The following is a 23,776-nucleotide window of genomic DNA, read 5'->3' as shown; positions in this document are numbered from 1 at the left end:
ACACATCCTAGGTGGGGGCTATTCCGCCGCGACCCGGGCACTCGGTCGGCGGTCAGGGTCGAGTGAGCGGTCTCCGACGAGCTCGAGCGATCTGCTCAGTGACCGGGACTTCCTCGGCGTGGACGTCGTCGCTCCGGCGGCGACCGACTCCTCGTCTCGACAGGAGCACGGTCACCCATGCGGCGCCGGCGAAGACCGCGGTCATCACCACGACGTAGAACACCACGGCGATCAGGCCACCCGGGACGACCGGAGGGTCCGCCAGGCGCGGGTCGAGGAACGGGTAGGGGTACCAGACCTGCTCGTGCTTCATCTGGTCGTAGACCAGCGGGGCCCGGAGCATCGTGTAGAGGAACCACGCGACGGGGAACGCCAGGATCCCGGGCACGACCGCCCACGACAGCCTCCGTCGACCCGGGGCGAAGAGCCAGTCGAGGACGAGCGCGATCGGCGCGACCACGTGCATGACCTCGTTGGTCCACTCCTGGCCCGCGCCCGCGCCCGTGACCACCGTGCCGCGCAGCAGGAGGTTGTAGACCACGCCGATGACGACCATGTAGCAGACGACGGCCGCGCGCAGCCAGGCGAACCAGCGCGGCTCCGGGATCGTGCCGCGAGCGAGCACGACAGCGCCGATGAGGAGGACGACCGCGGCGACGAGGCAGGTCTCGACGGTGATGTAGCTGAAGAAGTTGACGATCAGCGTCGAGCGGTCGCGGAACCGCGCCTCGACCCAGAACGAGTAGGAGTCGACGAAGCTGACGGTCGTCGCCGCGAGGACGGCGAGTGCGACCAGCAAGCGGAGCAGGACGAAGGTGGAGCGCATCGTGCCTTCCGGGTGGGCGGGGCGGAGGAGGGCGGCTCTGCCGGAGACGCGCCCACCCTTCCACGTCGGGCGCGACGGCGCACCCCTTCCGGGGTGACCACTCAGGGTCGGAGTGGACGCGACGCGACGGTCAGCGCCCGAGGCGGCGGAGGAGCGGTGCCGCCATCGCGCGCAGCTCCGGGACGCGCAGCAGCCAGAGGACGGCGAAGTAGACGACTGCCATCGCGACGCCGGCGATGACCATCGACCCGAGCGCCCCGACGACTCCGGCGGTGGGGAGGCCGCCGGCGCGGGTGAGGAGGAACATCACCAGCACCCCCGCTCCCATCGTCGGCAGGGTCGCGAGCGCGTACTGGGCGAAGCGGAAGACGATGCGGGTGCCGCCCCAGCCTCCGAGCTTGCGCCGCAGCAGCACGCAGGCCAGGAGGGCCTGCAGCGCCACACCCGCCGAGATCGAGAGGGCGACGAAGAACGTCGTGGAGTCGGAGGGGAGGCCGAGCGCGATCAGGCAGCCCGCTGTGATGACGGCCGTCTGCGCGAGTGTGTAGAAGAACGGGGTGCGGCCGTCGTCGAGGGCGTAGAAGCCCCGCTGCACGATCGCGAGCGTCGAGAAGAGGGGGAGGACGATGACGTGGGCGATGATGATCTGCGCCATCTGGCCGGCCGCCTCGGGGTCGTCCGGCGCGAAGATCGTCGCGAACGATCCGGCGCAGACGACCAGGGCGGCGGCGGAGAAGAACAGGAAGAGACCGACCACCCTGATCGACGTGGAGACGTCGCGCCGGAAGTCGCCGATCTCGCCCCGCGACGCATGCCCGCTCATCTTGGTGAAGTAGGCGGTGGCGATGGACACCGCGACGATCGAGTGCGGCAGCATGAAGACGAGCCACGCCTTCTGCAGCGCCGTCGCGGACGCGTTCTCGCCCGACGCGCCGCTCACGGTGAAGTTCTCGAGGAAGCCCGCGGCGACGGTGAGCAGGAGTGTCGCGAAGGTCCAGCCGGCGATCTTCCCGGCCCGGCCCAGACCGACCCCGCGGAAGCTGAAGTCGGGACGGTAGCGCAGGCCCACTCGCTTCCAGAAGAAGACGAGCAGGATCGCCTGCAGTGCGACGCCGAGGGTCGCCGAGCCGGCGAGGACGACGATCATCTCCGGGGTCCACTCCGTCGCCGCGCGCTGCCCGCCGCCGTCGGCACCGAACAGCTGCTGGAAGGCGAACAGCCCCGCGATGGTGACGACGTTGTTGACGACCGGCGTCCAGGTGAAGGGGCCGAACGATCCCCGGGCGTTCAGTACTTCGCCGAGGACTGTGTAGAGCCCGTAGAAGAAGATCTGGGGGAGGCACCAGTAGGCGAAGGTCACAGCGAGGCGGGTCTGCTCGGGTCCGTACTGCCCAGCGGCGAGCTGGATGAGCAGGGGAGCCGCCAGGGTCGCGAACACGGCTGCGAGCACCAGGACGACCAGAGCGAGTGTCAGCAGTTTGTCGATGTACCGCCGCCCACCGTCGGCCTGCAGGCCCGCGCGCACGATCTGCGGCACGAGGACGGCGTTGAGGGCGCCTCCCGCGATGATCGCGTAGATCGTGTTCGGCAGGCCGTTGGCGACGGTGAAGGCGTCGGCGCCCTGACCGGTCAGTCCGACGGTCTGCGTGAAGATCAGCGACATCACGAAGCCGAGGACTCGCGAGACCATCGTGCCGGAGGCGAGGACGGCGCTCGCGCGTCCGAGGGAGAAGCTAGCCACGCGGGTCCGTCCGTCCGTCGTCGAGGCCGGGCTGGACCGCGAGCGGGGCGTTCGGGTCCTCCTCCTCCTCGACCGGGTCGCCACGACGGCGCCGGCGGATGTTGCGGAGGATGCCGGCGCCGAAGACGACGACGAGCACGATCCCGAGCACGAGGGTGCCGACGGTCTCCCAGTCGGCACGGACGCTGGTCACGACGCTCGACGGCGCACCGATCGCGGTTCCGTCGAGGGCGGTGAGCTGCATCCGCAGGCTGGTCTCGCCGTTGCCGACGCGCGCCTTGACGGGGATGAGCACGCGGCCCTGGGAACGGGCGTCGATGTCGGTCGGCTCGACGGAGGCCTCGTCGATGTCGAGGACCGCGTTCGACGTCGACGCCTGGATCCGGACGGAGACAGGCCACGGCAGATCGTTGCGGACGTAGACGGGGATGCTCGAATCGCGCGAGAGCTGCAGGACGCTGTCGGAGGCCTCGATCGTGACCGAGGACATCGTGCTGTCGGCCAGCTCCTCGCTCGCGGTCACCGCCTCGTCCCAGCCGGTGGGGTCCTCCCGCCAGGTCACGGCGAGCAGCGCCAGAAGGTCGTTCCGGCGCTTGCCGCTCAGCATCTCGGGCTCGGTGAGGACGGTGGAGAAGGACTCGATGCGGGAGGCGGCGGTGAGGAGGTCGGAGACGTTCGCGAGGCGCTCCTCCGACTCGGGCGAGTCGACGACCGCGACGTCGGCGGTCTGCGGCACGGTGAGGGCGACCGCGAGCGAGGTGCCGTCGGCGAAGGGCAGCGCGTCGATCGCGTCGAGCGTCTGCGAGAGCCGAACGCCGTCGATCGCTGCACCGCGATCGAGGGCGATCACGACATCGGGCGCCTCCCCCTCCCGCTGCACCTGCGCGAGGCCGGCGGTGATGCTCGTCACCGACGCCCGCCACTCCGCGTCGGTCGGCGAGCTGACGGCGGCGTCGAAGGCGGAGGAGAGGGCGCTGTCGGCGACGATCAGGTCGCTGCCGGAGACGCTGGCGGTGGTCGCCGTCGAGACGCCGTCGGGCAGCGTCAGGTTGGCGGAGGAGACGACAGTGCGGTTCATGCCACTCGTGACATAGACCCCGAGGTCGTCGGTGCGGACCGTCAGATCGTCGGGCCACGCGATGCTGCCGATGGTCGGCGACCAGTCGAACGCGAGCAGCGACTCCGTCGTCGGACGGGCGGGGAGGTCCTCGTCCTCCGTCGTGTCGTCGGCCGGCGCCTCGGTCCCGGTGGGGGCCGGGGTCTCGGTGCTCGGCGCCTCTGCGAAGAGGGTGCTGTCGACGCCGTACTCGAACGAGGTCGGGGTGAGCAGCGTCGGAAGGCCGGCCTGGGCCTGGGCCGCGACGTCGGCGTCGCCGTAGGGCAGCGCGAAGACCTCGTTCGGCGCGGCCTCGAGCCGATCGAGCCAGGCAACCGCCGACTCGGGGGCGGAGGCGCCCAGGATCCGGATGGACGCGAGGATGCGCGGGTCGACTCCGATCGCGACGGCGCGGCCCAGCACCGAGTCGAGCTGGCGCGAGAGGGTCCCGGTGCTCTGCGTGTAGTCGCGCAGCGTCTCGGCGGTGATGAGGCCGTCGGAGGTGTCGGGCACGGTGAGGGGGACGAGCACGCTCACACCGGTCTCGCGCTCGGCGGGGACGCCCGTGGTGAGCTCGACGGCGCTCCGGGCCGTGGCGACCGTGCCACCCGGGCTGGTGACGGTCACGGCGACGGCGTGCGAGCCGAGCGCGCCGGCGTCGGAGGAGAAGGGGATCGCCGCGGCAGGGACGGTGATCGTGACCTGCGCGGAGCTCGAGGGCAGCAGGCGGAGGTCGGCGCCGTCACCGGCCGCCGAGCCCTCGTCGTCGCCCTCGCCGTCGAGCCACTCGTCGAGCTCGACCCGGGAGTCGAGGGTGTCGGCGTCGAGGGTCACCTCGACTCGAGCGGCGTCGATGGACTCCGTCGTTCCGTTGCGGACCGACACCGAGAGCTGGAGATCCTGACCCGGGAGCAGCAGTCCGTCGTTCGCGGCGCCGAGGGTCGCGGTGACGGTGCCCGACGCGGGGTCGGACGGCTCCAGAGTGCCGGTGGAGGCGGTCGCCGGGGAGGCGACGCCGACGAGCGCGAACGACAGAACGGCAGCGCCGACGAGACGGAGGAGCTGCGGAACCGCCCGCCGTCGCCGGCGTCGGGGGAGGGTGAGGACGCGCCGATGCATCGAACTCACTCGGCCTCCATGCCGCTGATTCTACGTGCAGGCCTCCGAGCGGCAGGCGGTGCGTTCTCCGAACCCTCCGGACACCCCCCGGAGAGGGCTAACCCCGTCAGCTGGTTACGCGCGCACGGGGCCGCTTCCCCGCCCGTCCCGGGACACCCGCTCCGACTAGGATCGTGCGAATGCACAGCGTCCAGACCGCTCTCGAGACCCTCCGCTCCCTCGCGGAGACGCCGACGGTCGCCCGCCTCGCTGACGCCTTCGCCGCCCAGGGTCATGAGCTCGCCCTCGTGGGTGGACCCGTGCGCGACGCCTTCCTCGGACACGGCGTCCACGACCTCGACTTCACCACCTCCGCCCGTCCCGACGACATCGTGCGCATCGTCGCCCCGATCGCCGAGGCGCACTGGGACATCGGACGGGCGTTCGGCACGATCGGTGCGCGCATCGCGGGCGAGACGGTCGAGATCACGACCTACCGCAGCGACAGCTACGACGGGGTCAGCCGGAAGCCCGAGGTCCAGTTCGGCGACTCGCTCGAGGGCGACCTGGTCCGCCGCGACTTCACGGTCAACGCGATGGCCCTGCGGATCCCCGAGGTGGTCCTGGTCGACCCCTCCGGCGGCGTGGAGGATCTGCTCGCGGGCCGGCTGCGCACCCCCTCCGAGGCCGACCTCTCGTTCGGGGACGACCCGCTGCGGATGCTGCGCGCGGCGCGCTTCACCTCGCAGCTCGGCTTCCGCACGACCGACGAGGTCGAGTGGGCGATGGCCGAGCTGGCACCCCGGATCGAGGACGTCTCGGCCGAGCGGGTGCAGGAGGAGCTGCGCAAGCTCCTCGCGACGGCGTCGCCGCGGGCCGGGCTCGAGCTGCTCGTCGATACCGGACTGGCCGGCCACTTCCTCCCGGAGCTGCCCGCGCTGCGCCTCGAGCAGGACGAGCACCACCACCACAAGGACGTCTACGCGCACAGCCTGACGGTGCTCGAGCAGGCGATCGCGCTCGAGGAGTCGCGGCACCCCGGGGCGGCGCCGGACGTGGTGCTGCGACTGGCGGCGCTGCTCCACGACATCGGCAAGCCCGCGACGAGGCGGCTCGAGCCCGGGGGAGTGGTCAGCTTCCACCACCACGATCTGGTCGGGTCCAAGCTCGCGGCCCGACGGCTCCGCGCGCTCAAGTTCGACAAGCAGACCGTGACGGAGGTGGCGCGTCTCGTCGAGCTGCACCTGCGGTTCTTCGGGTACACGGACGGAGCGTGGACCGACTCCGCCGTGCGCCGCTACGTGACCGACGCGGGGCCCCTGCTCGAGCGACTCCACATCCTCACGCGCGCCGACGTCACGACGCGCAACCGGCGCAAGGCCGATCGCCTCGCGCACGCCTACGACGATCTCGAGCACCGCATCGCCGAGCTCGCCGAGAAGGAGGAGCTCGCCTCGAAGCGACCCGACCTCGACGGGACGCGGATCATGGAGATCCTCGACCTGGAGCCCGGGCCCGAGGTGGGGCGCGCCTACCGGTTCCTGCTGGAGCTGCGGCTCGAGGAGGGTCCACTGGGCGAGGAGGAGGCGGCGCGGCGGCTGCGGGAGTGGTGGGCGGGGCGCTGACCCCGAGGCGGTGGTGACTCGAGCCGGTGCTGCGGGATCTCGCGCTGCCCCTGCGGCGTCTCGCGCCGAGCCGCCGTCGATCCCGCGAGATTCCCCGGCGGGCCGACCCTGCTGGATGGTAGGGTCGTCAGGTTGTCCATGACCAGACGCACTCGCGTCCGCGGGAGTGGGCAGATGCTACATACCCTCCTGTCACGGAAATACCGTGGCCGTTCAGTCCGAAGGAGGTGGGTTAGTGACGCATCAGTACGAACTCATGGTGATCCTCGATCCCGAGATCGATGAGCGCACCGTCGCTCCGAGTCTCGACAAGTTCCTCAACGTCATCCGAACCGACGGTGGATCCGTCGACAAGGTCGACGTCTGGGGCCGCCGTCGTCTGGCGTACGAGATCAACAAGAAGTCCGAGGGCATCTACGCCGTCGTCGACTTCACGTCGACCTCGACCGCCGCGAACGAGCTCGACCGTCAGCTGAAGCTGTCGGAGGCCGTCATGCGCACCAAGGTGCTGCGTGCAGAAGAGGGCATCGCCCAGGTCGCCGCCGCCAAGAAGCTCGCCGACGAGAAGGCCGCCCGCAAGGCTGCCAAGGCTCCGGCCGCTCCCAAGGCGTAGCGCTCATGGCCGGCGAGACGATCATCACCGTGGTGGGGAACCTCACGTCCGACCCCGAGCTGCGCTACACGCAGAACGGGCTCGCGGTCGCGAACTTCACCATCGCCTCCACGCCGCGCACCTTCGACCGTCAGGCGAACGACTGGAAGGACGGCGAAGCGCTGTTCCTCCGGGCCTCCGTCTGGCGCGAGTTCGCCGAGCACGTCGCCGGATCGCTGACCAAGGGCAGCCGCGTCATCGCGACCGGTCGCCTGAAGCAGCGCTCGTACGAGACGAAGGAAGGCGAGAAGCGCACCAGCATCGAGCTCGAGATCGACGAGATCGGGCCCTCGCTGCGCTACGCGACCGCTCAGGTCACGCGCGCCGCCGGTGGAGCCGGTGGTGGACGCGGCCAGGTCGGCGGCGGCCAGGGTGCGAGCCAGGGCAGCGGCGGTTTCGGCGGCGGCAACCAGGGGGGCTCCGGCGGCAACGCGGGAGGCAACCGTGGCGGCCAGGCCGAGGAGCCGTGGGCGCCGAGTGCGCCGGCCGGTGGCGACGTCTGGAGCACGCCGGGCAGCTACAACGACGAGACGCCGTTCTGAGCCTCGAGCTCGAACGCGCCCTCACCTGAATCACGCCTCGATCGCTCCGCGCACTAGCGCGGGGCGACCAGGGGGCGAACCAGAATCTCAAAGGAAACCACTATGGCTGGAAAGAGCAGCGGCGACCGCCGCAAGCCGATCCGCGGCAAGGGCGCGAAGAACGCGGCCCCCGCGAAGTCGGTCCGCGTGGGCGTCATCGACTACAAGGACGTCCCGACCCTCCGCAAGTTCATCTCGGAGCGCGGGAAGATCCGCGCCCGTCGCATCACCGGCGTCTCCGTCCAGGAGCAGCGCCTCATCGCCCGTGCCGTCAAGAACGCCCGTGAGATGGCGCTCCTGCCCTACGCCGGCAGCGGAAGGTAGGTAACGGTATGTCCAAGGTCATCCTGACCCACGAGGTCGACGGTCTCGGCTCCGCCGGCGACGTCGTCGACGTCAAGAACGGGTACGCCCGCAACTACCTCATCCCGCAGGGCTTCGGCGTCGCGTGGTCGCGCGGCGGCGAGAAGCAGGTCGAGCAGATCAAGACCGCTCGTGCCGCTCGTGAGCACAAGACCATCGAGGAGGCGCAGCACACCAAGCAGGTCCTCGAGGCCAACCGGGTGAAGCTGACGGTCAAGGCCGGCAAGGACGGCCGCCTCTTCGGTTCGGTGAAGACGTCCGATGTCGCCTCCGCGGTGGCAGCGGCCGGCTTCGGCGATCTCGACAAGCGCAAGATCGTCATCGCGAACGCGATCAAGACGGTCGGCGAGCACGAGGCCGTGGTGCGTCTTCGCGACGACATCCAGGCCACGGTGAAGCTGCAGGTGGTCGCGGCCAAGTAAGGTCGCGAGACTGCCGCTGAGGGCGGTGCGGTGGGGCTTCCGGGCCCTGCCGCACCGCCCTTCGTCGTTCAGTTCTCCACAGCTTCATCCACATACACCCTTTCCCGACAGCAACCTTCAACGTGGTCTGGAGACTCTTTTCCACACACACCTGTGGAGAGGAGGAAAGTGCTGGTCAGGAGCCCGGAAAAAGTTCTCCTCGGCCGCTGTTCCCACAGGGTTGTCCACATGTTGCCCACAGAGCACGCGGCGTTTCCGGTCCGTTCTCCACAGTTCTCTCCACAGGCTGGTTTGACCGTGGTGTCGCGTGGTCCGTAGGGTGGCGCAGCGCCCCGCGAGGGGAGCGGGACAGGCGTTCGGGACGACCGGCGCGTGCGCTGTCGGAGGTCGCTGGTAGACCGGACCCGACGCTCGCGATCACGGCTCCGCCGAGACGCTCACCCGTTCCGCGAGGCACCCGACAGGAGGAGGCGAAGCATGACGATCGCGCACCTGGCGGTTCCCGGTTCGGACGGACGCGACGGGCGGGGCGACTCGCCCCGGACGAACGAGCGGACGCCTCCGCACGACCTTCTGGCCGAGCAGTCGGCCCTCGGCGGCATGCTGCTCTCGAAGGACGCGGTCGCCGACGTCGTCGAGAGCGTCAAGGGCACCGACTTCTACATCCCGAAGCACGAGATCGTCTTCGACGCGATCCTGGCGCTGTACTCGCACGGCGAGCCGACCGACGTCATCGCCGTCACCGACGAGCTGACCAAGCAGGGCGAGCTGCAGCGCGCGGGTGGCGCCGACTACCTGCACACACTCACGAGCATGGTGCCGACGGCGGCCAACGCCGGGTACTACGCCTCGATCGTGGCCGAGCGCGCCCTGCTCCGCCGGCTGGTGGAGGCGGGCACCCGCATCGCGCAGATGGGCTACCAGGGCGAGGGCGAGGTCCTCGACCTCGTCAACACCGCGCAGGCCGAGATCTACAACGTCACCGGCACCGAGACGGCCGAGGACTACGTGCCGCTGACCGACGCGGTCACCGTGGCCATCGACGAGATCGAGGCGGCCGCGCACAAGGGCGGCGCCTTCACCGGCGTGCCCACCGGATTCGCCGACCTCGACGATCTGACCAACGGCTTCCACCCCGGTCAGATGATCATCGTCGCCGCGCGACCCGCCCTCGGAAAGTCGACGCTCGCGCTCGACTTCGCCCGCGCGGCGGCGATCAAGCACGACATGGCCACGATCTTCTTCTCGCTCGAGATGGGGCGCAGCGAGATCGCGATGCGTTTGCTCTCGGCCGAGGCGTCGGTGCCGCTGCAGCACATGCGCAAGGGCACCGTCGACGCCCGCGACTGGACGACGATCGCCTCCACCCGGGGCCGGATCAACGACGCCCCGCTCTACATCGACGACTCGCCGAACATGACGCTGGTCGAGATCCGGGCCAAGTGCCGTCGGCTGAAGCAGCGCGTGGGGCTCAAGATGGTCGTCATCGACTACCTGCAGCTGATGACCTCGGGCAAGAAGGTCGAGAGCCGCCAGCAGGAGGTCTCGGAGTTCTCCCGTGCGCTGAAGCTCCTCGCGAAGGAGCTGCAGGTGCCGGTCATCGCTCTGTCGCAGCTGAACCGAGGTCCGGAGCAGCGCGCCGACAAGCTCCCGGCGATCTCCGACCTCCGCGAGTCCGGCTCGATCGAGCAGGACGCCGACATGGTGATCCTCCTGCACCGCGAGAGCGCCTACGAGAAGGACAACCCGCGCGCAGGAGAGGCCGACCTGATCGTGGCCAAGCACCGCAACGGACCGACGCGCACGGTGACCGTGGGCTTCCACGGGCACTTCTCGCGGTTCGCCGACATCCCGGCGGTGTGACGCCCGTGAACGACGCGGCTCCGGTCGAGGAGGTCGCGATCGGCGGCGAGTCCATCCGTCTCGGGCAGTTCCTGAAGTTCGCCGGCATCCTCGATTCCGGTGGCGAGGTCAAGGAGGCGATCGCCGACGGTCTCGTGACCGTGAACGGCGAGGTCGATCGGCGTCGCGGGCGTCAGCTGGTCGTCGGCGACGTCGTCGGGATCGGCGGGCGCGGGTTCCGCGTCAGTGCGTGAGGGGCCCGGCGTCGACGCCGGAGTGAGCACCCCTCCTGAGGAGGGTTCTCCGCTCAGGAGGGACTCCGTCCAGCAGGGAATGCGTCGGGGGAGCGCGGGTTCGCGGCCCCGTGCGTGACAGGCTCGGAGGACGACCGACGTCAGGAGCGCACGCATGCAGGTAGGCATCCACTTCATGAACTTCACGCTGCCGGGCGGCAGTGCGGGGATCGCTCCGATCCTCGGGGCCACGGCGCGGACGGCGGAGGACATCGGCTGCGAGTGGTTCACGCTGATGGACCACTACTTCCAGATGGAGCAGTTCGCGACGAGTGAGGACCCGATGCTCGAGGGATACACCTCGCTGGGGTTCGTCGCGGGCCGCACGGAACGCCTCCGGCTGGGGCTTCTGGTGACCGGGGTGACCTACCGGCACCCGGGGCTGCTCGCGAAGATCGTGACCACGCTCGACGTGCTGTCGGGCGGTCGCGCGATGCTCGGCATCGGCGCCGCCTGGTACGAGCGCGAGCACCTCGGGCTCGGGGTGCCGTACCCGGCGCTGAAGGAGCGGTTCGAGCGGCTCGAGGAGACCCTGCAGATCTGCCGGCAGATGTGGAGCGAGAACGACGGGCCCTACACCGGTACGCACTTCCAGCTGGCCGAGACGCTCAACCACCCGGAGCCGATCCAGAAGCCGGGTCCGCCGATCCTGATCGGCGGCGGGGGCGAGAAGAAGACGCTGCGACTGGTCGCGGAGTACGGCGACGCCTGCAACCTGTTCGCGACCGGTGCCGAGGGAGTCGCGCACAAGCTCGACGTGCTGCGGCGGCACTGCGACGATCTCGGTCGCGACTACGACTCGATCACGAAGACGATCATCGGAGGCGGCGACCCGATCGGCGACCCCGACGGTTTCGTCCGGGCGATGGAGGAGTACGCGGCGCTCGGGATCTCGCTGGTCGAGCTGGCGCCGCAGGGTCCCGACCCGGAGGGGTACGTCGCGCGGCTGGGCGAGGGCGTGATCGGCCGGCTCTCCGCGATCGGCTGAGCCCGGCTCCCCGCAGGCGCGGGGGCTGGACTGGCGGGTCGAAGGAACCCGTTCGCGCCGAGGTGGCCCGCCGGAGGTGGTGTCTCGGCGAGAACGGGTTCCCTCGGCAGGGGCGGGGCGGGGCGTGCGGGACGGGTCAGGCGGGGGGCGGGCAGCCGCAGGTCTCGCCGAGGACGAGGGTCGTCGGCAGGAGGACGTGGCGGGGACCGGAGTCGGAGAGGGACTCCTCGAGGAGCTCGAAGGCGATGCGGGCCATGTCGCGCACGGGGACGGCGACGGTCGTGACGCGGACGCCTCCGAGGAGCGCCTCTCGGATGCCGTCGAAACCGACGATCGCGAGCTCGGACGGGACGTCGATCCCCTCCTGCGACGCAGCGCGCAGCAGGGCGAGCGCATGCTCGTCGGTGGTGGCGAAGACAGCGCGAGGGCGCTCGGTCCGCAGGACGAGGCGGAGCGCCTGCTCGGACGACACGCGGTCCATCGGCACGCGGTGGAGGCGGCCCTCGCCGTGCGGGAGGGCCTCGGACACGGCCTCGGCCCAGTAGCGCGCGCGGAGACCGGAGGGGCCGAAGTCGTCAGGTCCGGTGACGCAGTGCAGATCGTCGTAGCCGTGCCAGAGCAGGTGCTCGACGGCCGCGCGGGTGCCCTGCTCGTCGTCGAACGCGACGCTCGGCTCCGCGTCGGTCGGCGGGGCGGAGTGCAGGAAGACGCGGGGGCCGGAGTCGGCGGCGCTCGCCGGGTCGATCGTGACGAGGAGGGTGCCCGCCGTGCGCAGGTCGGCGAAGGTGCGCTCGTAGCCGCGCTCCACCTCCGGGTCGTACTCGGTGTTGCCGAGGAGGGTCAGCAGGGAGCGGCCGCGGGCCTCGTGCTCGATGTGGCGGGCGAGCTCGCCGAAGAAGGCGTTGGAGGAGTCGGGGACGAGGAGGCCGACGAGGTTCGAGCGACCGACGCTGAGCGCCTCGGCGAGGGAGTTGCGGCGGTAGCCGAGCTCGGCGATCGCGGCCTCGACGCGGGAGCGGAGCTCGTTCGACACGGGGCGGGGCCCGTCGTTGACGACGTAGCTGACCACGGTGGTCGAGGTGCCCGCGGCGCGTGCGACATCGGCGAGGGTGGGGCGCCGCGGCCGGGGGGACATCCGGTCAGCCTAGAACACGGCCCGAGGGAGAGGATCGACGCGGCCGCGCTCGGTGTCGCACCCCCCGAAAGAGTCACTATATAAACGACATCGGCGGGAACCAGGTGATCTCGCGAAGCAGGGCCGCCGAGGCGCCTGTACGCATGCGTTCGCACAGGCTTACTCTTCGAGCCACTCACCTCGGGTGTACGGGCTCACGCTGACGTGAGCAGATCGTTGGCCTTGCATGCCGAACATGACCGAACGTTCGACGGCCGTCCGCGCCGGACGACGAGCCCGAGGGGTGCGAGGCGCTCGAGGCGCCGTCGCCGCCACCGCGGGCATCGCCGTTCTCGCCGTCGGATTCATCATCGGTTCGCCCGCTCAGGCGGCGACCGCGCCGAACCTCGGCACGGCGGGCGACTTCTCGGTGCTCGGCGGCTCGACCGTGACCAACACGGGCCCGACCGTCCTGCCCGACGACCTGGGTGTCAGCCCGGGAACGGCGATCACCGGGTTCCCGCCGGGAACCGTGAGCGGGGAGATCCACGCCTCCGACGCCATCGCGATCCAGGCGCAGTCGGACCTCGTCGTCGCCTACAACCAGCTCGCCTCCCAGGCGCCGGACGGCGACATCGAGGGAGACCTGGTCGGACGCACGTTCCTGCCGGGCGTCTACAAGGCGGCCGGCCCCATCGGGATCACGGGGACGGTCACCCTCGACGCGCAGGGGTCGCCCGGATCGATCTTCGTCTTCCAGGTGGGAAGCACGCTGACGACCGGGTCGGCCAGCTCGGTCTCGCTCATCAACGGAGCGCAGGCGTGCAATGTGTTCTGGCAGGTCGGGAGCTCGGCGACCCTCGGTACGGGGACTGACTTCTCGGGCTCGATCCTCGCGCTCACCTCGATCACCCTGACCACGAGTGCCTCCGTCGACGGACGGACGCTCGCCAGGAACGGAGCCGTGACGCTGGACACCAACCTGTTCCAGTCGTCGGCCTGCACCGCTACCCCTGAGCCCACGATCACTCCTACGGTGACGCCGACCGTGACTCCGACGGTCACGCCGACCGTCACCCCCACGGTGACGCCGACTGTGACCCCGACGGTCACTCCCACGGTGACGCCGACTGTCACCCCGACCGTGACCCCGACGGTCACCCCGACCGTGACGCCGACGGTCACTCCCACGGTGACGCCGACGGTCACGCCTACCGTGACCCCGACGGTGACGCCGACTGTGACGCCGACTGTGACCCCCACGGTGACCCCGACCGTCACGCCCACGGTGACCCCGACGGTCACGCCGACGGTGACTCCGACCGTCACCCCCACGGTGACTCCGACGGTCACCCCGACTGTGACGCCCACGGTGACCCCGACGGTCACGCCGACTGTGACGCCCACGGTGACCCCCACGGTGACCCCCACGGTGACCCCCACGGTGACCCCCACGGTGACCCCCACGGTGACCCCGACGGTCACGCCGACGGTGACGCCGACCGTCACTCCCACGGTGACGCCTACGGTGACGCCTACTGTGACTCCGACGGTGACGCCCACGGTGACTCCGACGGTGACGCCTACTGTGACTCCGACGGTGACGCCCACGGTGACTCCGACGGTGACGCCTACTGTGACTCCGACGGTGACGCCCACGGTGACCCCGACGGTGACGCCTACTGTGACTCCGACGGTGACGCCCACGGTGACCCCGACGGTCACGCCCACGGTGACCCCGACGGTCACGCCCACGGTGACCCCGACGGTCACGCCCACGGTGACCCCGACGCCGACTCCGACCGTCACACCGACGGGCACACCGACGGTGACCCCGACGCCGACTCCGACCGTCACACCGACGGTGACGCCGACGCCGACTCCGACCGTGACGCCGAGTCCCACGCCGACTCCGACCGTGACGCCCACGCCGACGCCGACGGTCACGCCGACTCCGACGGTCACCCCGACGGTCACCCCGACGGTGACGCCGACGGTGACTCCGACGGTCACGCCGACGCCGACGGTCACGCCGACGGGGACTCCGACGGTCACGCCGACGCCCACGGTGACGCCGACGGCTACGCCGACTCCGACGGTCACCCCGACGGCTACGCCGACTCCGACGGTCACCCCGACGGTGACGCCGACGGCCACGCCGACCCCGACGGTCACCCCGACGGTGACGCCGACCAGCACGCCGACGGCCGTGCCGCCGGTGGCCGGACCGCGACCCTCCGCCTCCGACTCGACGACGGTCCCCGTCGCCGGACCCCGGGGACCGCAGGGACCCCAGGTCGGACTCGCCTCGACGGGCACCGACGGCACGTCGATGGCCGTGACGGCATCGGTCGCGATGCTCGTCCTGCTCGGCGGTGCTGCACTCCTGATGCTCGCCCAGCGCCGAGGACGTGAGAAGCACCTGAAGGGCTGACCGAACTCCTGACGACAGCGATGCACCGGATCCCCAGGGGTCCGGTGCATCGCTGCGTGCGGGTGAGGGGGAGTGCATCGGCGGAGGTCGTCGCGAGGTGGGTCTCGGCACGCCGCCTTCGGCAGCTGCTCGACCGGCACGGGCGAATGTTTCACGTCGTCGTAATAAACGAGCGGTCGGTCGAAATACGGCGCGACTATGGTCACACGCTAACCGCTTAGAAGCGCTCCGCCGCCGGCCCCGCCCCGGCGCGATCGCCACCACCTGGAGCTCCCGATGTCCGCCACCCTCACTCCGCTGCGTCGCGAGCACGAACGATCCCTCCTGCTCGAGCGGCTGGCCGACGCCGACGCCGCCGCTGCACCGACGGAAGCCTCGCGAGTGGTCGCGGCGCTCACCCGCTCCGCCTGGGCCCAGGCCGTCCTGCGCGCGGCGGCGAGCGCGAGCAACCTCTCCTTCGCCCACACCCGCGTCGCCGTGCTCGGCTCGGGTCGGCTCGCCGCCGAGCTGGCGACCCGCACGGCGGCCATGGGTGCCCGCGTCGTCGTGGTCGGAGACGACCCCGTCGCTCTCGTCGAGCTGGCCCAGCAGGGCCTCGACGTCGCGACCACGGAGTCCGCCCGGCTGGGCGACGCGGTGATCGCCTTCGCGACCGGCGAGCTCGCCGACCCGGTGACGCCCGGTGCGCTCGGAGGCGGCGGTCCCCTCCTCCTCGTCGACGCCGGCGAGCAGGAGGAGCCTCCGACCGTCATCGCGCCGACCGACCCCGCCTCCGGCCGGCCCGGTATCGCTCGGCTGATGACTGCCGACCGCGAGGCCTTCCTCCTGGTGGCGCGCGAGGTCGCCGACGCGTCGACGCGGCGCACCGGAGAGAGCCTCCGCGCCCGCTTCGCGCTCGCGCTCCGCGACGCGACGGCCGCCGATCCCGCCGCGCCCCTTCACGAACTTCACGCCCGCGCCGATCGCGCGCTCGCTCTGGAGCTGCTCGCGTGAGCGCCTCCATCCGCGACGCCTCGCTCTGGCAGCAGGGGCAGGACAAGATCGACTGGGCCGCGCGGTTCATGCCGGTCACCCGCGGTGTCGTCGGTCAGCTGCGCGAGAGCGGCAGCGTGCGGGGGCTGCGCATCGGCCTGGTGCTCGTCCTGGAGCCCAAGACGGCGACTCTGGCGCTGGAGCTCGCGGCGGCGGGCGCCGAGGTGAGCGTGATGTGCGGCGCCTCCAACACGCACGACGACACGGCCGCCGCCCTCCAGCACGCGGGGGTCGCGGTCTTCGCGCGGTCCGACGCGACGGCGGCCGACGACCGGGCCTTCGCGCTCGACCTCCTCGACCGGAGGCTCGACATCCTGGTCGACGACGGCTCCTCGGTCACCCGCCTCGCGCACACCGAGCGCCCCGAGGCCCTCGAGACCCTCCGCGGGGCGACGGAGGAGACCACGAGCGGACTCCGCCCGCTGCGGGTCATGGAGCGCGAGGGCGCCCTGCGGATCCCGGTGCTCGCCGTCAACGACGCCCGCTGCAAGACGCTGTTCGACAACCGGCACGGCACCGGCCAGTCGACGCTGCTGACGATGCTCGACCTGCTCGCGACCCCGCTCGACCGCGCGCACGTCGTCGTCGCCGGCTTCGGGCCGGTCGGCCGGGGAGTCGCGCAGCACGCCCGCGCGCTCGGCGCCCGCGTCACGATCGCAGAGGTCGACCCGGTCCGGGCGCTCGAGGCGGTCTTCGCCGGCTACGACGTCGCCGAGCTCGAGGCGGCGGCCGCGACCGCCGACCTGCTCGTCTCGGCGACCGGCATCGCGCACACCATCGACGTGGAGCACCTCCTGGCGCTGCCCGACGGCGCGGCGGTCGCGGTCTCGGGAGGCGTCGCGCAAGAGATCGCGATCGACGCGGCGCTCGCCGCCGGTGCCACCCGCGAGAGCGTCGGGCACGCACTCGAGCGCTTCGTGCTCCCCACCGGTCGCTCGATCGTCGTGCTCGATGACGGCGGCTGCATCAACTGCACGGCGGGCGAGGGCAACCCGATCGAGATCATGGACCTCTCGTTCGGCGTGCAGGCGGCAGCGATCGACGTGCTGGCGCGCGAGACCCTCGTGCCCGCGGTGCACCTGCTGCCTCCGGAGGTCGACGACCGCGTCGCGCGCGCCAAGCTCGCGGCGCTGGGCATCGGCATCGACCGGCCGAGCCTCGCGCAGCAGGAGTTCCTCGGCAGCTGGACGTCGACCGGCCGCCGCGCCGCGCCGCAGCGGGACGGAGCACGCTCGTGACCGAGCTCCTCCGCCTCGAGGGCGTCGGCGTCACCTACCGCAACGCCGAGCAGCCCGCCCTGGTCGACGCGAGCTTCTCGGTGTCGCGCGGGGAGGTGGTGCTCGTCGCCGGCCCGTCCGGCTGCGGCAAGAGCACCCTCCTGCGCGTGCTCAACGGGCTCGTCCCGCGCTCGTACAGGGCGGAGGTGACCGGGCGCGTCGAGGTCGACGGGCGCGACGCGACTCCGCTCGCCCTGCGCGACATCTCGGAGGTGGTGGGCACCCTCCTCCAGGACCCCTCGAAGCAGGTGGTCGGCCACAGCGTGCTCGCCGAGATCGCGTTCGGGCTCGAGAACCGCGGGACCGCGCCGGCCGAGATCCGCGAGCGCGCGCACCGGGTCGCGGAGCGGCTCGGGCTTACCCCGCTGCTGGCGACGCCACCGCACGAGCTCTCGGGCGGCCAGCTGCAGCTCGTCGCGTTCGCCGGGATCCTCGTGCTCGAGCCGCAGGTCATCGTGATCGACGAGCCGCTGGCGAACCTCGACCCCGATGCGGCCGACGTGCTGCTCGGCGCGGTGCGCGACTACGTCGACGGAGGCGGGGCGGCCGTGATCGTCGAGCACCGGGTCGACGAGGTGCTCGCACTGCGACCCGACCGCGTGGTGTACCTCGAGGAGGGGCGGGTGGTCTTCTCCGGCGACGCCGCCGGGTTCCTCGAGGTCGCGTCGCCGGAATCGGTGAAGCTCCCATTCTCGGCGCTGCTCGCCCGCGATCACGGCGAGGAGGAGCCGCTTGCCGAGGCCCCCGCCGTCGTCCCCGGCGGGGTGGCGCGCCTCCACTTCGAGGCAGCGGAGCTCGGCTACGGCGCCCGCACCATCGTCTCGGCCGTCGACAGGCGGTTCGAGCCGGGGGAGCGCGTCGCGATCCTCGGCCGGAACGGCGCCGGCAAGTCGACGCTGATGCGCGCCGCGGTCGGCCTGGTCGCCCCGCGCCGGGGCCGCGTGCTGCTCGACGCGCGCCCGGTGCACGAGCTGACCGCCGCCGAGCTCGTCTCGACCTGCGGCTACCTCTTCCAGAACCCCGGGCAGGCGCTGTTCAGCGAGTCGGTCGAGGCCGAGCTGGCCTTCGGCCCGCGCAATCTCGGCGTTCCGGAGGAGGAGATCCCGGCGATCGCCGACGCCGCCCTCCGCGCCGTCTCGCTGCACGACGTGCCCGGCATCCTGCAGCGGCCGCCGCGCACCCTGTCCTTCGGACAGCAGCGCCGGCTCGCGGTCGCGCTCGCCCTCACCCTGCAGCCGCGGACGCTGATCCTCGACGAGCCGACAGCGGGGCAGGACGAGCGCTCCTCGAGCCACTTCCTCGACGCGGTCTGGGCGATCGACGGGATCGACAGCGTCTACTTCATCACCCACGACATCGACATGGCGCTCGCCAGGGCCGACCGCATCGTGGTCGTCGACGGAGGCGGGATCGTCGCCGACGCGACTCCGGCCGAGATCGTGAACGACGCCGACCTCTGGCACGTGCCGGGCGCCCGGGCGGAGCACGCCCGCGCGGTGCTCCGCGAGACCGACTTCGTGCGCGCCGCGCGGCGCCACGGACCCCAAAGCGGACGCCTCCCGCGCCCGCTCGACCTCGCCCGGCGCCTGCGCCGCGCGGAACCCACCGCCCCACCCCACCCCCTCGAAAGGACGCACCCGTGACCGCCTCCTCCACCGCCGCGAAGACGGGCCCCTGGGCCGTCTCGTCGCGCACCATCGTCTTCGGCGCCGTCGGCGCCGCGCTCTACGGCGCGCTCGGCGCCCTGAGCTTCGTGATCCCCGGCACGATGATCTCGATCCGCCCAGCGATCGCGATCATCCCCTTCGTGGGCCTGCGCTTCGGACCGGTCGCCGGCTTCTTCACCGGCGCAGTCGGCAACGCGATCGTCGACCAGATCCTGGGCTACGGGTTCCTCACCTACTGGAACTGGAGCATCGCGAACGGCCTCGTGGGCCTGCTCGCCGGGCTGATCGGCTACTACGCGAAGGAGCCGCGCACGACCGGCCGCCAGCTCGTCTGGGCCGCCGCGATCGCGGTCGCCGCAGTCGTCGTCGGGCTGCTCTTCACGGTCACCGACCTGCTGCTGGGCGCGACCTTCGAGTACTGGTTCTTCGGCTCCTACCTCCTCGCGATCCTCGCGACGGGCATCACCGCGATCATCCTCGTCCCTGTGCTCGACCGGGTCTGGAAGCCGCTCCAGAACCTCGCCGGACGCTGACGGGCGCGCGAGATGGAGGTATCGCCTCGCTATCTCGGCGGTGACTCCTTCCTCGGTCGTCGGGATCCGCGCGTGCTGATCCTGGTCCCGGTGATGTTCGTCATCGCCGCGACCCAGGTGCGCGATCTGCGGTGGATGGCGGCGCTGCTCGCCGTGGCGCTCGCCTACTACCTCAGCGCGCGGATCCCGTTCCGCGAGGTCCGCTCCAACTGGGCGGTCGTCGCCGTGTTCGTCGTGGTCTTCGCGGGGATCAACGGGCTGATCGTCGGCGCGACGAGCTCGGGCGAACCTGAGTCGGGCGCCACGCTCTTCACCGTGCCGGTGATCGGTCTGCCGATCACCGAGGGGGCGGTCTCGTACGCGGTCAACATGCTGCTGCGCTTCGTCGCGCTGGTCGCGGTCGGGTTCCCCCTGGCCTTCGCGATCCGCCCCGGCGATCTCGCGGTCGCATTCGCGCGGCTCGGACTGCCGGCGCGCTTCGCCTACGGCATCGACCTCACCTTCAAGTTCCTGCCGAGCGCCGCGGCGAACCTGAGCGAGACCGCGGCGGCCCAGCGGCTCCGCGGCTACGAGAGGTCGTCGACCCGCAATCCGGTGCGGCGCCTGCGCGAGGTGACGCCGCTCCTGGTGCCGGTGACGATCACCTCCTTCGTCGACGCGGAGGACACGGTCGACGCGCTCGATCTGCGCGGCTTCGGGACGCGCAAGCGCACCTGGCTGCGCGAGATCCGCTACACGCCGGCCGACTGGGCGGTGACCGGCGTCGCGGTCCTGCTGGCCGTGGCGGCGAGCGTCGCGAGCATCGCCGGAGTCATGCCCTCGGCGTGGATCCCGTGAGCGCGACGCTGCACCTCGCCCCGTGGGTGCTGCCGGTGGCCGGCGAGCCGATCCGCCGCGGAGGCGTGCTCGTGCGCGACGAGCGGATCGTCGCGGTCGGCACGGGCGACGAGCTGCGCGCACTCGACGAGGGCGCGGCGGTGACGGAGTGGGACGGCGCGATCGTGCCGGGCCTCGTGAACGCGCACTCGCACCTCCAGTACACCTGCATGGCCTCGGTGGGCGCCGGTCGCTACGACGGGTTCGAGGACTGGTCGCGGGCGTTCCAGGTGGTCTACGAGGAGCCGCACGACTGGGGCGCCTCCGCCGCCGCCGGGCTCGAGATCGCCGTCTCGACCGGCACCACCGCCATCGCCGACATCGTCACCGACCTCGACGCGCTGGGCGTGCTCGAGGCGGGCCGCGTGCACGGGATCGCCTACTGGGAGCTGATGAGCCTCCTCGAGGACGACTGGCGCGGGAGCGGCCGCGCGATCACCGCGGAGCTGGTGCGCACCTCCGGAGTTACCCGCATCGGGCTCTCGCCGCACGCCCCCTATTCGCTCGACACCCCCGTGCTGAGCGACCTGACTCCGCTGTCGCAGGAGCTCGGCGTGCGCCGGCACCTGCACCTGGCCGAATCGGCGTGGGAGGCGGAGTACACGATGCACGGCCGCGGCGACCTCGCCGAGCAGTGGCGGCGCTGGGGGTACGACGGGTTCCACCTGCTGCGCAACGGCGGCAGCGCCCTGCGGCCGGTCGCCTACGCCGAGACCATCGGAGCGCTGGGCGACGACGTGCACATCGCGCACGGCATCTACGTCGACGCGGACGACCGCGCGACCCTGCGACGCAGCGGCACCTCGGTCGCGCTTTGCCCGCGCTCGAACGCGGTGATCGGGCTCGACGAGGCGCCGGTGGCCGACTACCTGCGCGAGGGCAACGCGATCGCCGTCGGCACCGACTCGCTGTCGTCGACGCCGTCGCTCGACCTGCTCGGCGACGTGGCCGAGCTGTACCGGATCGCGCGCGCCCAGGGGTACGCGGCCCCCGATCTGCACCGTCGGCTGCTCGCGGCGGCGACGCTCGGTGGGGCCGTGGCCATGGGGGCGGCGGAGTCGTTCGGCACGCTGTCGCCGGGGTCGCTGGCCGATCTCGCGGTGCTGGACGTCGCGGGATCCTCCGCCGACGACGTGGTCGCCGCGATCGTCGAAGCCGGCGAGGGGACCGCCCTCGCCACGATCATCTCCGGGGAGGTCCGATGGCAGAGCTGACGAACGAGGTGGTCGACCGTCTGAGCGTCGACGGGCGGGTGCTCGAGAGCGTCCGACGTCCGGCCCTCGCGGTGTCGATGGGGCTCGAGCCGCATCCGGAGGGGGGCTGGTACCGGCGCACGTGGACGTCGCCGGAGCAGGTGGTGCTGCGGTCGGCCGACGGGTCGGTGCGCGAGCGGCCGGCGGCGACTCTGATCGTGTTCCTGCTGCCGGCGGGCGAGTGCTCGGCGTGGCACCGGGTGTCGTCGACCGAGACGTGGATCTGGAACGGGCCCGGCCGGGTGGCGCTGCAGTACGGAGGGCTCGGCGAGGCTCCGGACGAGGGCGAGACCGTGGTGCTCGGCTCGGCTGTCGAGGGGCTCCCGGTGCAGGCGGTCGTGCCGGCGGACGTGTGGCAGCGGACGCTGCCCTCGGGCGACGACTCGGTGGTGAGCTGCCTGGTGTCGCCGGGGTTCGACTTCGCCGACTTCTCGATGCCGGAGTAGGGCTGCCGCTGCGAGGGAACCCGTTCGCGCCGAGATGCCGCGTTCAGCGCGGTGTCTCGCCGAGAACGGGTTCCCTCGGCCGGTAAGTCCTCTTACAGTGGCTGCGACGGCGGTGCCGTCCTCGAGCGGAAGGAAGTCATGTCCCAGACCGCTCCCGCCTCCGCGACCGCCGATCCCGGCGCCGCGAAACTCCGGACCTTCCACCAGATCCTCGTGAACACGGCCGTCGCGAACGTGACGACGAGCTTCCTCTGGTTCGCACTCACCTTCTGGGTGTACCTCGAGACGCGGTCGGTGCTCGCCACCGGCATCATCGGCGGCGCCTACATGCTGCTCGTCGCGATCTTCTCGATGGCCTTCGGCACCATCGTCGACCGGCACCGCAAGTACCGGGTGATGGTGTTCGCGGGCGCGGTCACGCTGGTGTCGTTCGGCGTCGCCGGCGGCCTCTACCTGGCGCTTCCGGAGTCGGCGCTGCTGGATCTCGGCGGCCCGTGGTTCTGGCTGTTCTCGGGCGTGATCCTGTTCGGCGCGGTCATCGAGAACATGCGCAACATCGCCCTGTCCACGACGGTGACCCTGCTCGTTCCGACCGAACGCCACGCCAACGCGAACGGCCTGGTCGGCACCGTGCAGGGGCTCGCGTTCGTGGTCACGAGCGTCTTCAGCGGGCTGTCGATCGGCTTGCTCGGGATGGGCTGGACGATGCTCATCGCGATCGTCGCCTCCGCAGCGGCCCTTCTGCACCTGTTCTTCCTGCGCATCCCCGAAGACGCGCCTGTCGTCGGCGACCGGGCCCCGCTCATCGATCTGCGCGGCAGCATCACGGCGGTCCGAGCGGCGACCGGCCTGTTCGCGCTCATCGTGTTCTCGACGTTCAACAACCTGATCGGCGGCGTCTACATGGCGCTGATGGATCCGTACGGGCTCGAGCTGTTCCCGGTCGAACTGTGGGGAGTCGTGCTCGGCGTGACCGCGACGGGCTTCATCATCGGCGGTCTGCTGGTCGCCAAGTTCGGCCTCGGGAAGAACCCGATCCGCACGATGCTGCTGCTCGTGATGGCGATGGGGCTGATCGGCGCGCTGTTCACCCTCCGCGACTGGTGGTGGCTCTACGCCGGCGGCATCTGGATCTACATGACGCTGATCCCCGCGGTCGAGGCCTCCGAGCAGACGGTCATCCAGAAGGTCGTCCCGTTCGAGACCCAGGGCCGGGTCTTCGGCTTCGCCGCCGCGTTCGAGTCGGCGGCGGCGCCGGTCACCTCGTTCCTCATCGCCCCGATCGCCGAGTTCGCCCTCATCCCCTACATGGAGTCGTCGGCCGGGCGGTCGACCTTCGGCTGGCTCCTCGGCGACGGCATCGGGCGGGGCATCGCGCTCGTGTTCCTCATCGGAGGGATCATCATGGTGGTCGCGGCCGGAGCGGCGATGCTCACGCGGTCGTACCGGGTGATCTCGGCGGAGTACCTGAAGGGGGAGTCGGCCTCGAAGGACGCCGCGGAGACCGGGACCTCCGGGGTCGTCGGCGGTGATGCTCTCGAGTCCGCAACGGAGAAAAGAACTGCCAAGAGCACGCTCGATCACCACCCGTGAAAGGCATCGTCTCCGGATGAAGAG

Annotated in this window: 21 protein-coding genes and 1 pseudogene; 18 read left to right on the top strand and 4 right to left on the bottom strand. The window is 71.3% G+C overall.

All coding sequences use genetic code 11. The features are described from left to right. Positions 1 to 52: 52 nt before the first annotated feature. The 3 genes from B9Y99_RS15990 to B9Y99_RS15980 form a co-directional block, all read right to left on the bottom strand. Positions 53 to 826: a Pr6Pr family membrane protein gene (locus B9Y99_RS15990; RefSeq protein WP_085477621.1), complete on the bottom strand. Its 774-nt coding sequence runs from the start codon at positions 824 to 826 to the stop codon at positions 53 to 55. A gap of 130 nt (positions 827 to 956) precedes the next feature. Continuing rightward, on the bottom strand, positions 957 to 2,567 hold the full coding sequence (gene murJ, locus B9Y99_RS15985; RefSeq protein WP_244275000.1) for a murein biosynthesis integral membrane protein MurJ: 1,611 nt from the start codon (positions 2,565 to 2,567) through the stop codon (positions 957 to 959). Further along, entirely contained in the window at positions 2,560 to 4,782 is a 2,223-nt protein-coding gene (locus tag B9Y99_RS15980; RefSeq protein ID WP_085477620.1) for a DUF6049 family protein, read from the bottom strand. The genes murJ and B9Y99_RS15980 overlap by 8 nt, the downstream gene beginning before the upstream one ends. Positions 4,783 to 4,961: 179 nt before the next feature. Between B9Y99_RS15980 and B9Y99_RS15975 the strand changes: the two genes are divergently transcribed. The 8 genes from B9Y99_RS15975 (at position 4,962) to B9Y99_RS15940 (ending at position 11,527) form a co-directional block, all read left to right on the top strand. After that, entirely contained in the window at positions 4,962 to 6,386 is a 1,425-nt protein-coding gene (locus tag B9Y99_RS15975; protein ID WP_085477619.1) for a CCA tRNA nucleotidyltransferase, read from the top strand. Between the two features lie 235 nt (positions 6,387 to 6,621). Next, complete coding sequence (gene rpsF, locus B9Y99_RS15970) at positions 6,622 to 6,999, top strand: 30S ribosomal protein S6 (protein ID WP_085477618.1); 378 nt, start codon at positions 6,622 to 6,624, stop codon at positions 6,997 to 6,999. A 5-nt stretch (positions 7,000 to 7,004) separates the two neighbouring features. Next, entirely contained in the window at positions 7,005 to 7,580 is a 576-nt protein-coding gene (locus B9Y99_RS15965) for a single-stranded DNA-binding protein (RefSeq protein ID WP_085477617.1), read from the top strand. Positions 7,581 to 7,682: 102 nt separating this feature from the next. Further along, entirely contained in the window at positions 7,683 to 7,943 is a 261-nt protein-coding gene (rpsR, locus tag B9Y99_RS15960; RefSeq protein ID WP_056039813.1) for a 30S ribosomal protein S18, read from the top strand. An 8-nt stretch (positions 7,944 to 7,951) separates the two neighbouring features. Next, positions 7,952 to 8,404 (top strand): 50S ribosomal protein L9, encoded by a 453-nt coding sequence (gene rplI / locus B9Y99_RS15955; protein WP_085477616.1) that lies wholly within the window; start codon positions 7,952 to 7,954, stop codon positions 8,402 to 8,404. 477 nt (positions 8,405 to 8,881) lie between these two features. Further along, positions 8,882 to 10,267 carry a replicative DNA helicase gene (gene dnaB / locus B9Y99_RS15950; RefSeq protein ID WP_085477615.1) on the top strand — a complete coding sequence of 462 codons (1,386 nt, stop codon included), beginning with the start codon at positions 8,882 to 8,884 and terminating at the stop codon, positions 10,265 to 10,267. Further along, positions 10,264 to 10,500: an RNA-binding S4 domain-containing protein gene (locus B9Y99_RS15945; RefSeq protein WP_425298490.1), complete on the top strand. Its 237-nt coding sequence runs from the start codon at positions 10,264 to 10,266 to the stop codon at positions 10,498 to 10,500. The genes dnaB and B9Y99_RS15945 overlap by 4 nt, the downstream gene beginning before the upstream one ends. A 154-nt stretch (positions 10,501 to 10,654) precedes the next feature. Next, a complete protein-coding gene (locus B9Y99_RS15940; RefSeq protein ID WP_085477614.1) occupies positions 10,655 to 11,527 on the top strand; it encodes an LLM class F420-dependent oxidoreductase in 873 nt (290 codons plus the stop codon). Positions 11,528 to 11,663: 136 nt separating this feature from the next. Here the strand turns inward: B9Y99_RS15940 and B9Y99_RS15935 are convergent, their stop codons facing one another. Then, entirely contained in the window at positions 11,664 to 12,662 is a 999-nt protein-coding gene (locus tag B9Y99_RS15935; protein ID WP_085477613.1) for a LacI family DNA-binding transcriptional regulator, read from the bottom strand. A 226-nt stretch (positions 12,663 to 12,888) separates the two neighbouring features. Here B9Y99_RS15935 and B9Y99_RS19100 point away from each other — a divergent pair. From B9Y99_RS19100 to B9Y99_RS15895, 10 genes and pseudogenes are all read left to right on the top strand, one after another. Next, positions 12,889 to 13,563: pseudogene (locus B9Y99_RS19100) on the top strand (ice-binding family protein); the annotation flags it as partial. 1,260 nt (positions 13,564 to 14,823) lie between these two features. Next, positions 14,824 to 15,075 carry a hypothetical protein gene (locus tag B9Y99_RS19095; protein ID WP_208857005.1) on the top strand — a complete coding sequence of 84 codons (252 nt, stop codon included), beginning with the start codon at positions 14,824 to 14,826 and terminating at the stop codon, positions 15,073 to 15,075. Positions 15,076 to 15,351: 276 nt separating this feature from the next. Further along, positions 15,352 to 16,068, top strand: a complete 717-nt coding sequence (locus tag B9Y99_RS18600) for a Rossmann-fold NAD(P)-binding domain-containing protein (RefSeq protein WP_129588084.1) — start codon at positions 15,352 to 15,354, stop codon at positions 16,066 to 16,068. Continuing rightward, positions 16,065 to 17,345 carry an adenosylhomocysteinase gene (locus B9Y99_RS15925; RefSeq protein ID WP_129588083.1) on the top strand — a complete coding sequence of 427 codons (1,281 nt, stop codon included), beginning with the start codon at positions 16,065 to 16,067 and terminating at the stop codon, positions 17,343 to 17,345. Before B9Y99_RS18600 ends, B9Y99_RS15925 begins: the two co-directional genes overlap by 4 nt. Beyond that, positions 17,342 to 19,027: an ABC transporter ATP-binding protein gene (locus B9Y99_RS15920; RefSeq protein WP_085477610.1), complete on the top strand. Its 1,686-nt coding sequence runs from the start codon at positions 17,342 to 17,344 to the stop codon at positions 19,025 to 19,027. The genes B9Y99_RS15925 and B9Y99_RS15920 overlap by 4 nt, the downstream gene beginning before the upstream one ends. Beyond that, positions 19,024 to 19,584, top strand: a complete 561-nt coding sequence (locus B9Y99_RS18890) for an ECF transporter S component (protein ID WP_165759652.1) — start codon at positions 19,024 to 19,026, stop codon at positions 19,582 to 19,584. The genes B9Y99_RS15920 and B9Y99_RS18890 overlap by 4 nt, the downstream gene beginning before the upstream one ends. A 72-nt stretch (positions 19,585 to 19,656) precedes the next feature. Further along, complete coding sequence (locus B9Y99_RS15910) at positions 19,657 to 20,421, top strand: energy-coupling factor transporter transmembrane component T family protein (RefSeq protein WP_165759651.1); 765 nt, start codon at positions 19,657 to 19,659, stop codon at positions 20,419 to 20,421. After that, positions 20,418 to 21,674, top strand: coding sequence for an amidohydrolase family protein (locus B9Y99_RS15905; RefSeq protein ID WP_085477865.1), 1,257 nt, complete (start codon positions 20,418 to 20,420; stop codon positions 21,672 to 21,674). Before B9Y99_RS15910 ends, B9Y99_RS15905 begins: the two co-directional genes overlap by 4 nt. Then, a complete protein-coding gene (locus B9Y99_RS15900) occupies positions 21,662 to 22,159 on the top strand; it encodes a cupin domain-containing protein (protein ID WP_085477608.1) in 498 nt (165 codons plus the stop codon). The genes B9Y99_RS15905 and B9Y99_RS15900 overlap by 13 nt, the downstream gene beginning before the upstream one ends. A 138-nt stretch (positions 22,160 to 22,297) precedes the next feature. Beyond that, entirely contained in the window at positions 22,298 to 23,752 is a 1,455-nt protein-coding gene (locus B9Y99_RS15895) for an MFS transporter (RefSeq protein ID WP_085477607.1), read from the top strand. The last annotated feature ends 24 nt before the right edge of the window (positions 23,753 to 23,776 follow it).

It is taken from the genome of Rathayibacter oskolensis (genome assembly GCF_900177245.1).
Taxonomy (GTDB): domain Bacteria; phylum Actinomycetota; class Actinomycetes; order Actinomycetales; family Microbacteriaceae; genus Rathayibacter; species Rathayibacter oskolensis.
The sequence above is the reverse complement of the archived record's forward strand: the minus strand, read 5'-3'. Positions and strand labels throughout refer to the sequence as shown.

Coding starts and splice junctions, on each gene's coding strand:
- B9Y99_RS15975 (WP_085477619.1), top strand. CDS start 4,962: ATGCACAGCGTCCAGACCGCTCTCGAGACCCTCCGCTCCCTCGCGGAG.
- B9Y99_RS18600 (WP_129588084.1), top strand. CDS start 15,352: ATGTCCGCCACCCTCACTCCGCTGCGTCGCGAGCACGAACGATCCCTC.
- B9Y99_RS15935 (WP_085477613.1), bottom strand. CDS start 12,662: ATGTCCCCCCGGCCGCGGCGCCCCACCCTCGCCGATGTCGCACGCGCC.
- rplI (WP_085477616.1), top strand. CDS start 7,952: ATGTCCAAGGTCATCCTGACCCACGAGGTCGACGGTCTCGGCTCCGCC.
- B9Y99_RS15980 (WP_085477620.1), bottom strand. CDS start 4,782: ATGCATCGGCGCGTCCTCACCCTCCCCCGACGCCGGCGACGGCGGGCG.
- B9Y99_RS15990 (WP_085477621.1), bottom strand. CDS start 826: ATGCGCTCCACCTTCGTCCTGCTCCGCTTGCTGGTCGCACTCGCCGTC.
- dnaB (WP_085477615.1), top strand. CDS start 8,882: ATGACGATCGCGCACCTGGCGGTTCCCGGTTCGGACGGACGCGACGGG.
- B9Y99_RS15940 (WP_085477614.1), top strand. CDS start 10,655: ATGCAGGTAGGCATCCACTTCATGAACTTCACGCTGCCGGGCGGCAGT.
- B9Y99_RS15895 (WP_085477607.1), top strand. CDS start 22,298: ATGTCCCAGACCGCTCCCGCCTCCGCGACCGCCGATCCCGGCGCCGCG.
- rpsR (WP_056039813.1), top strand. CDS start 7,683: ATGGCTGGAAAGAGCAGCGGCGACCGCCGCAAGCCGATCCGCGGCAAG.
- B9Y99_RS15900 (WP_085477608.1), top strand. CDS start 21,662: ATGGCAGAGCTGACGAACGAGGTGGTCGACCGTCTGAGCGTCGACGGG.
- B9Y99_RS15965 (WP_085477617.1), top strand. CDS start 7,005: ATGGCCGGCGAGACGATCATCACCGTGGTGGGGAACCTCACGTCCGAC.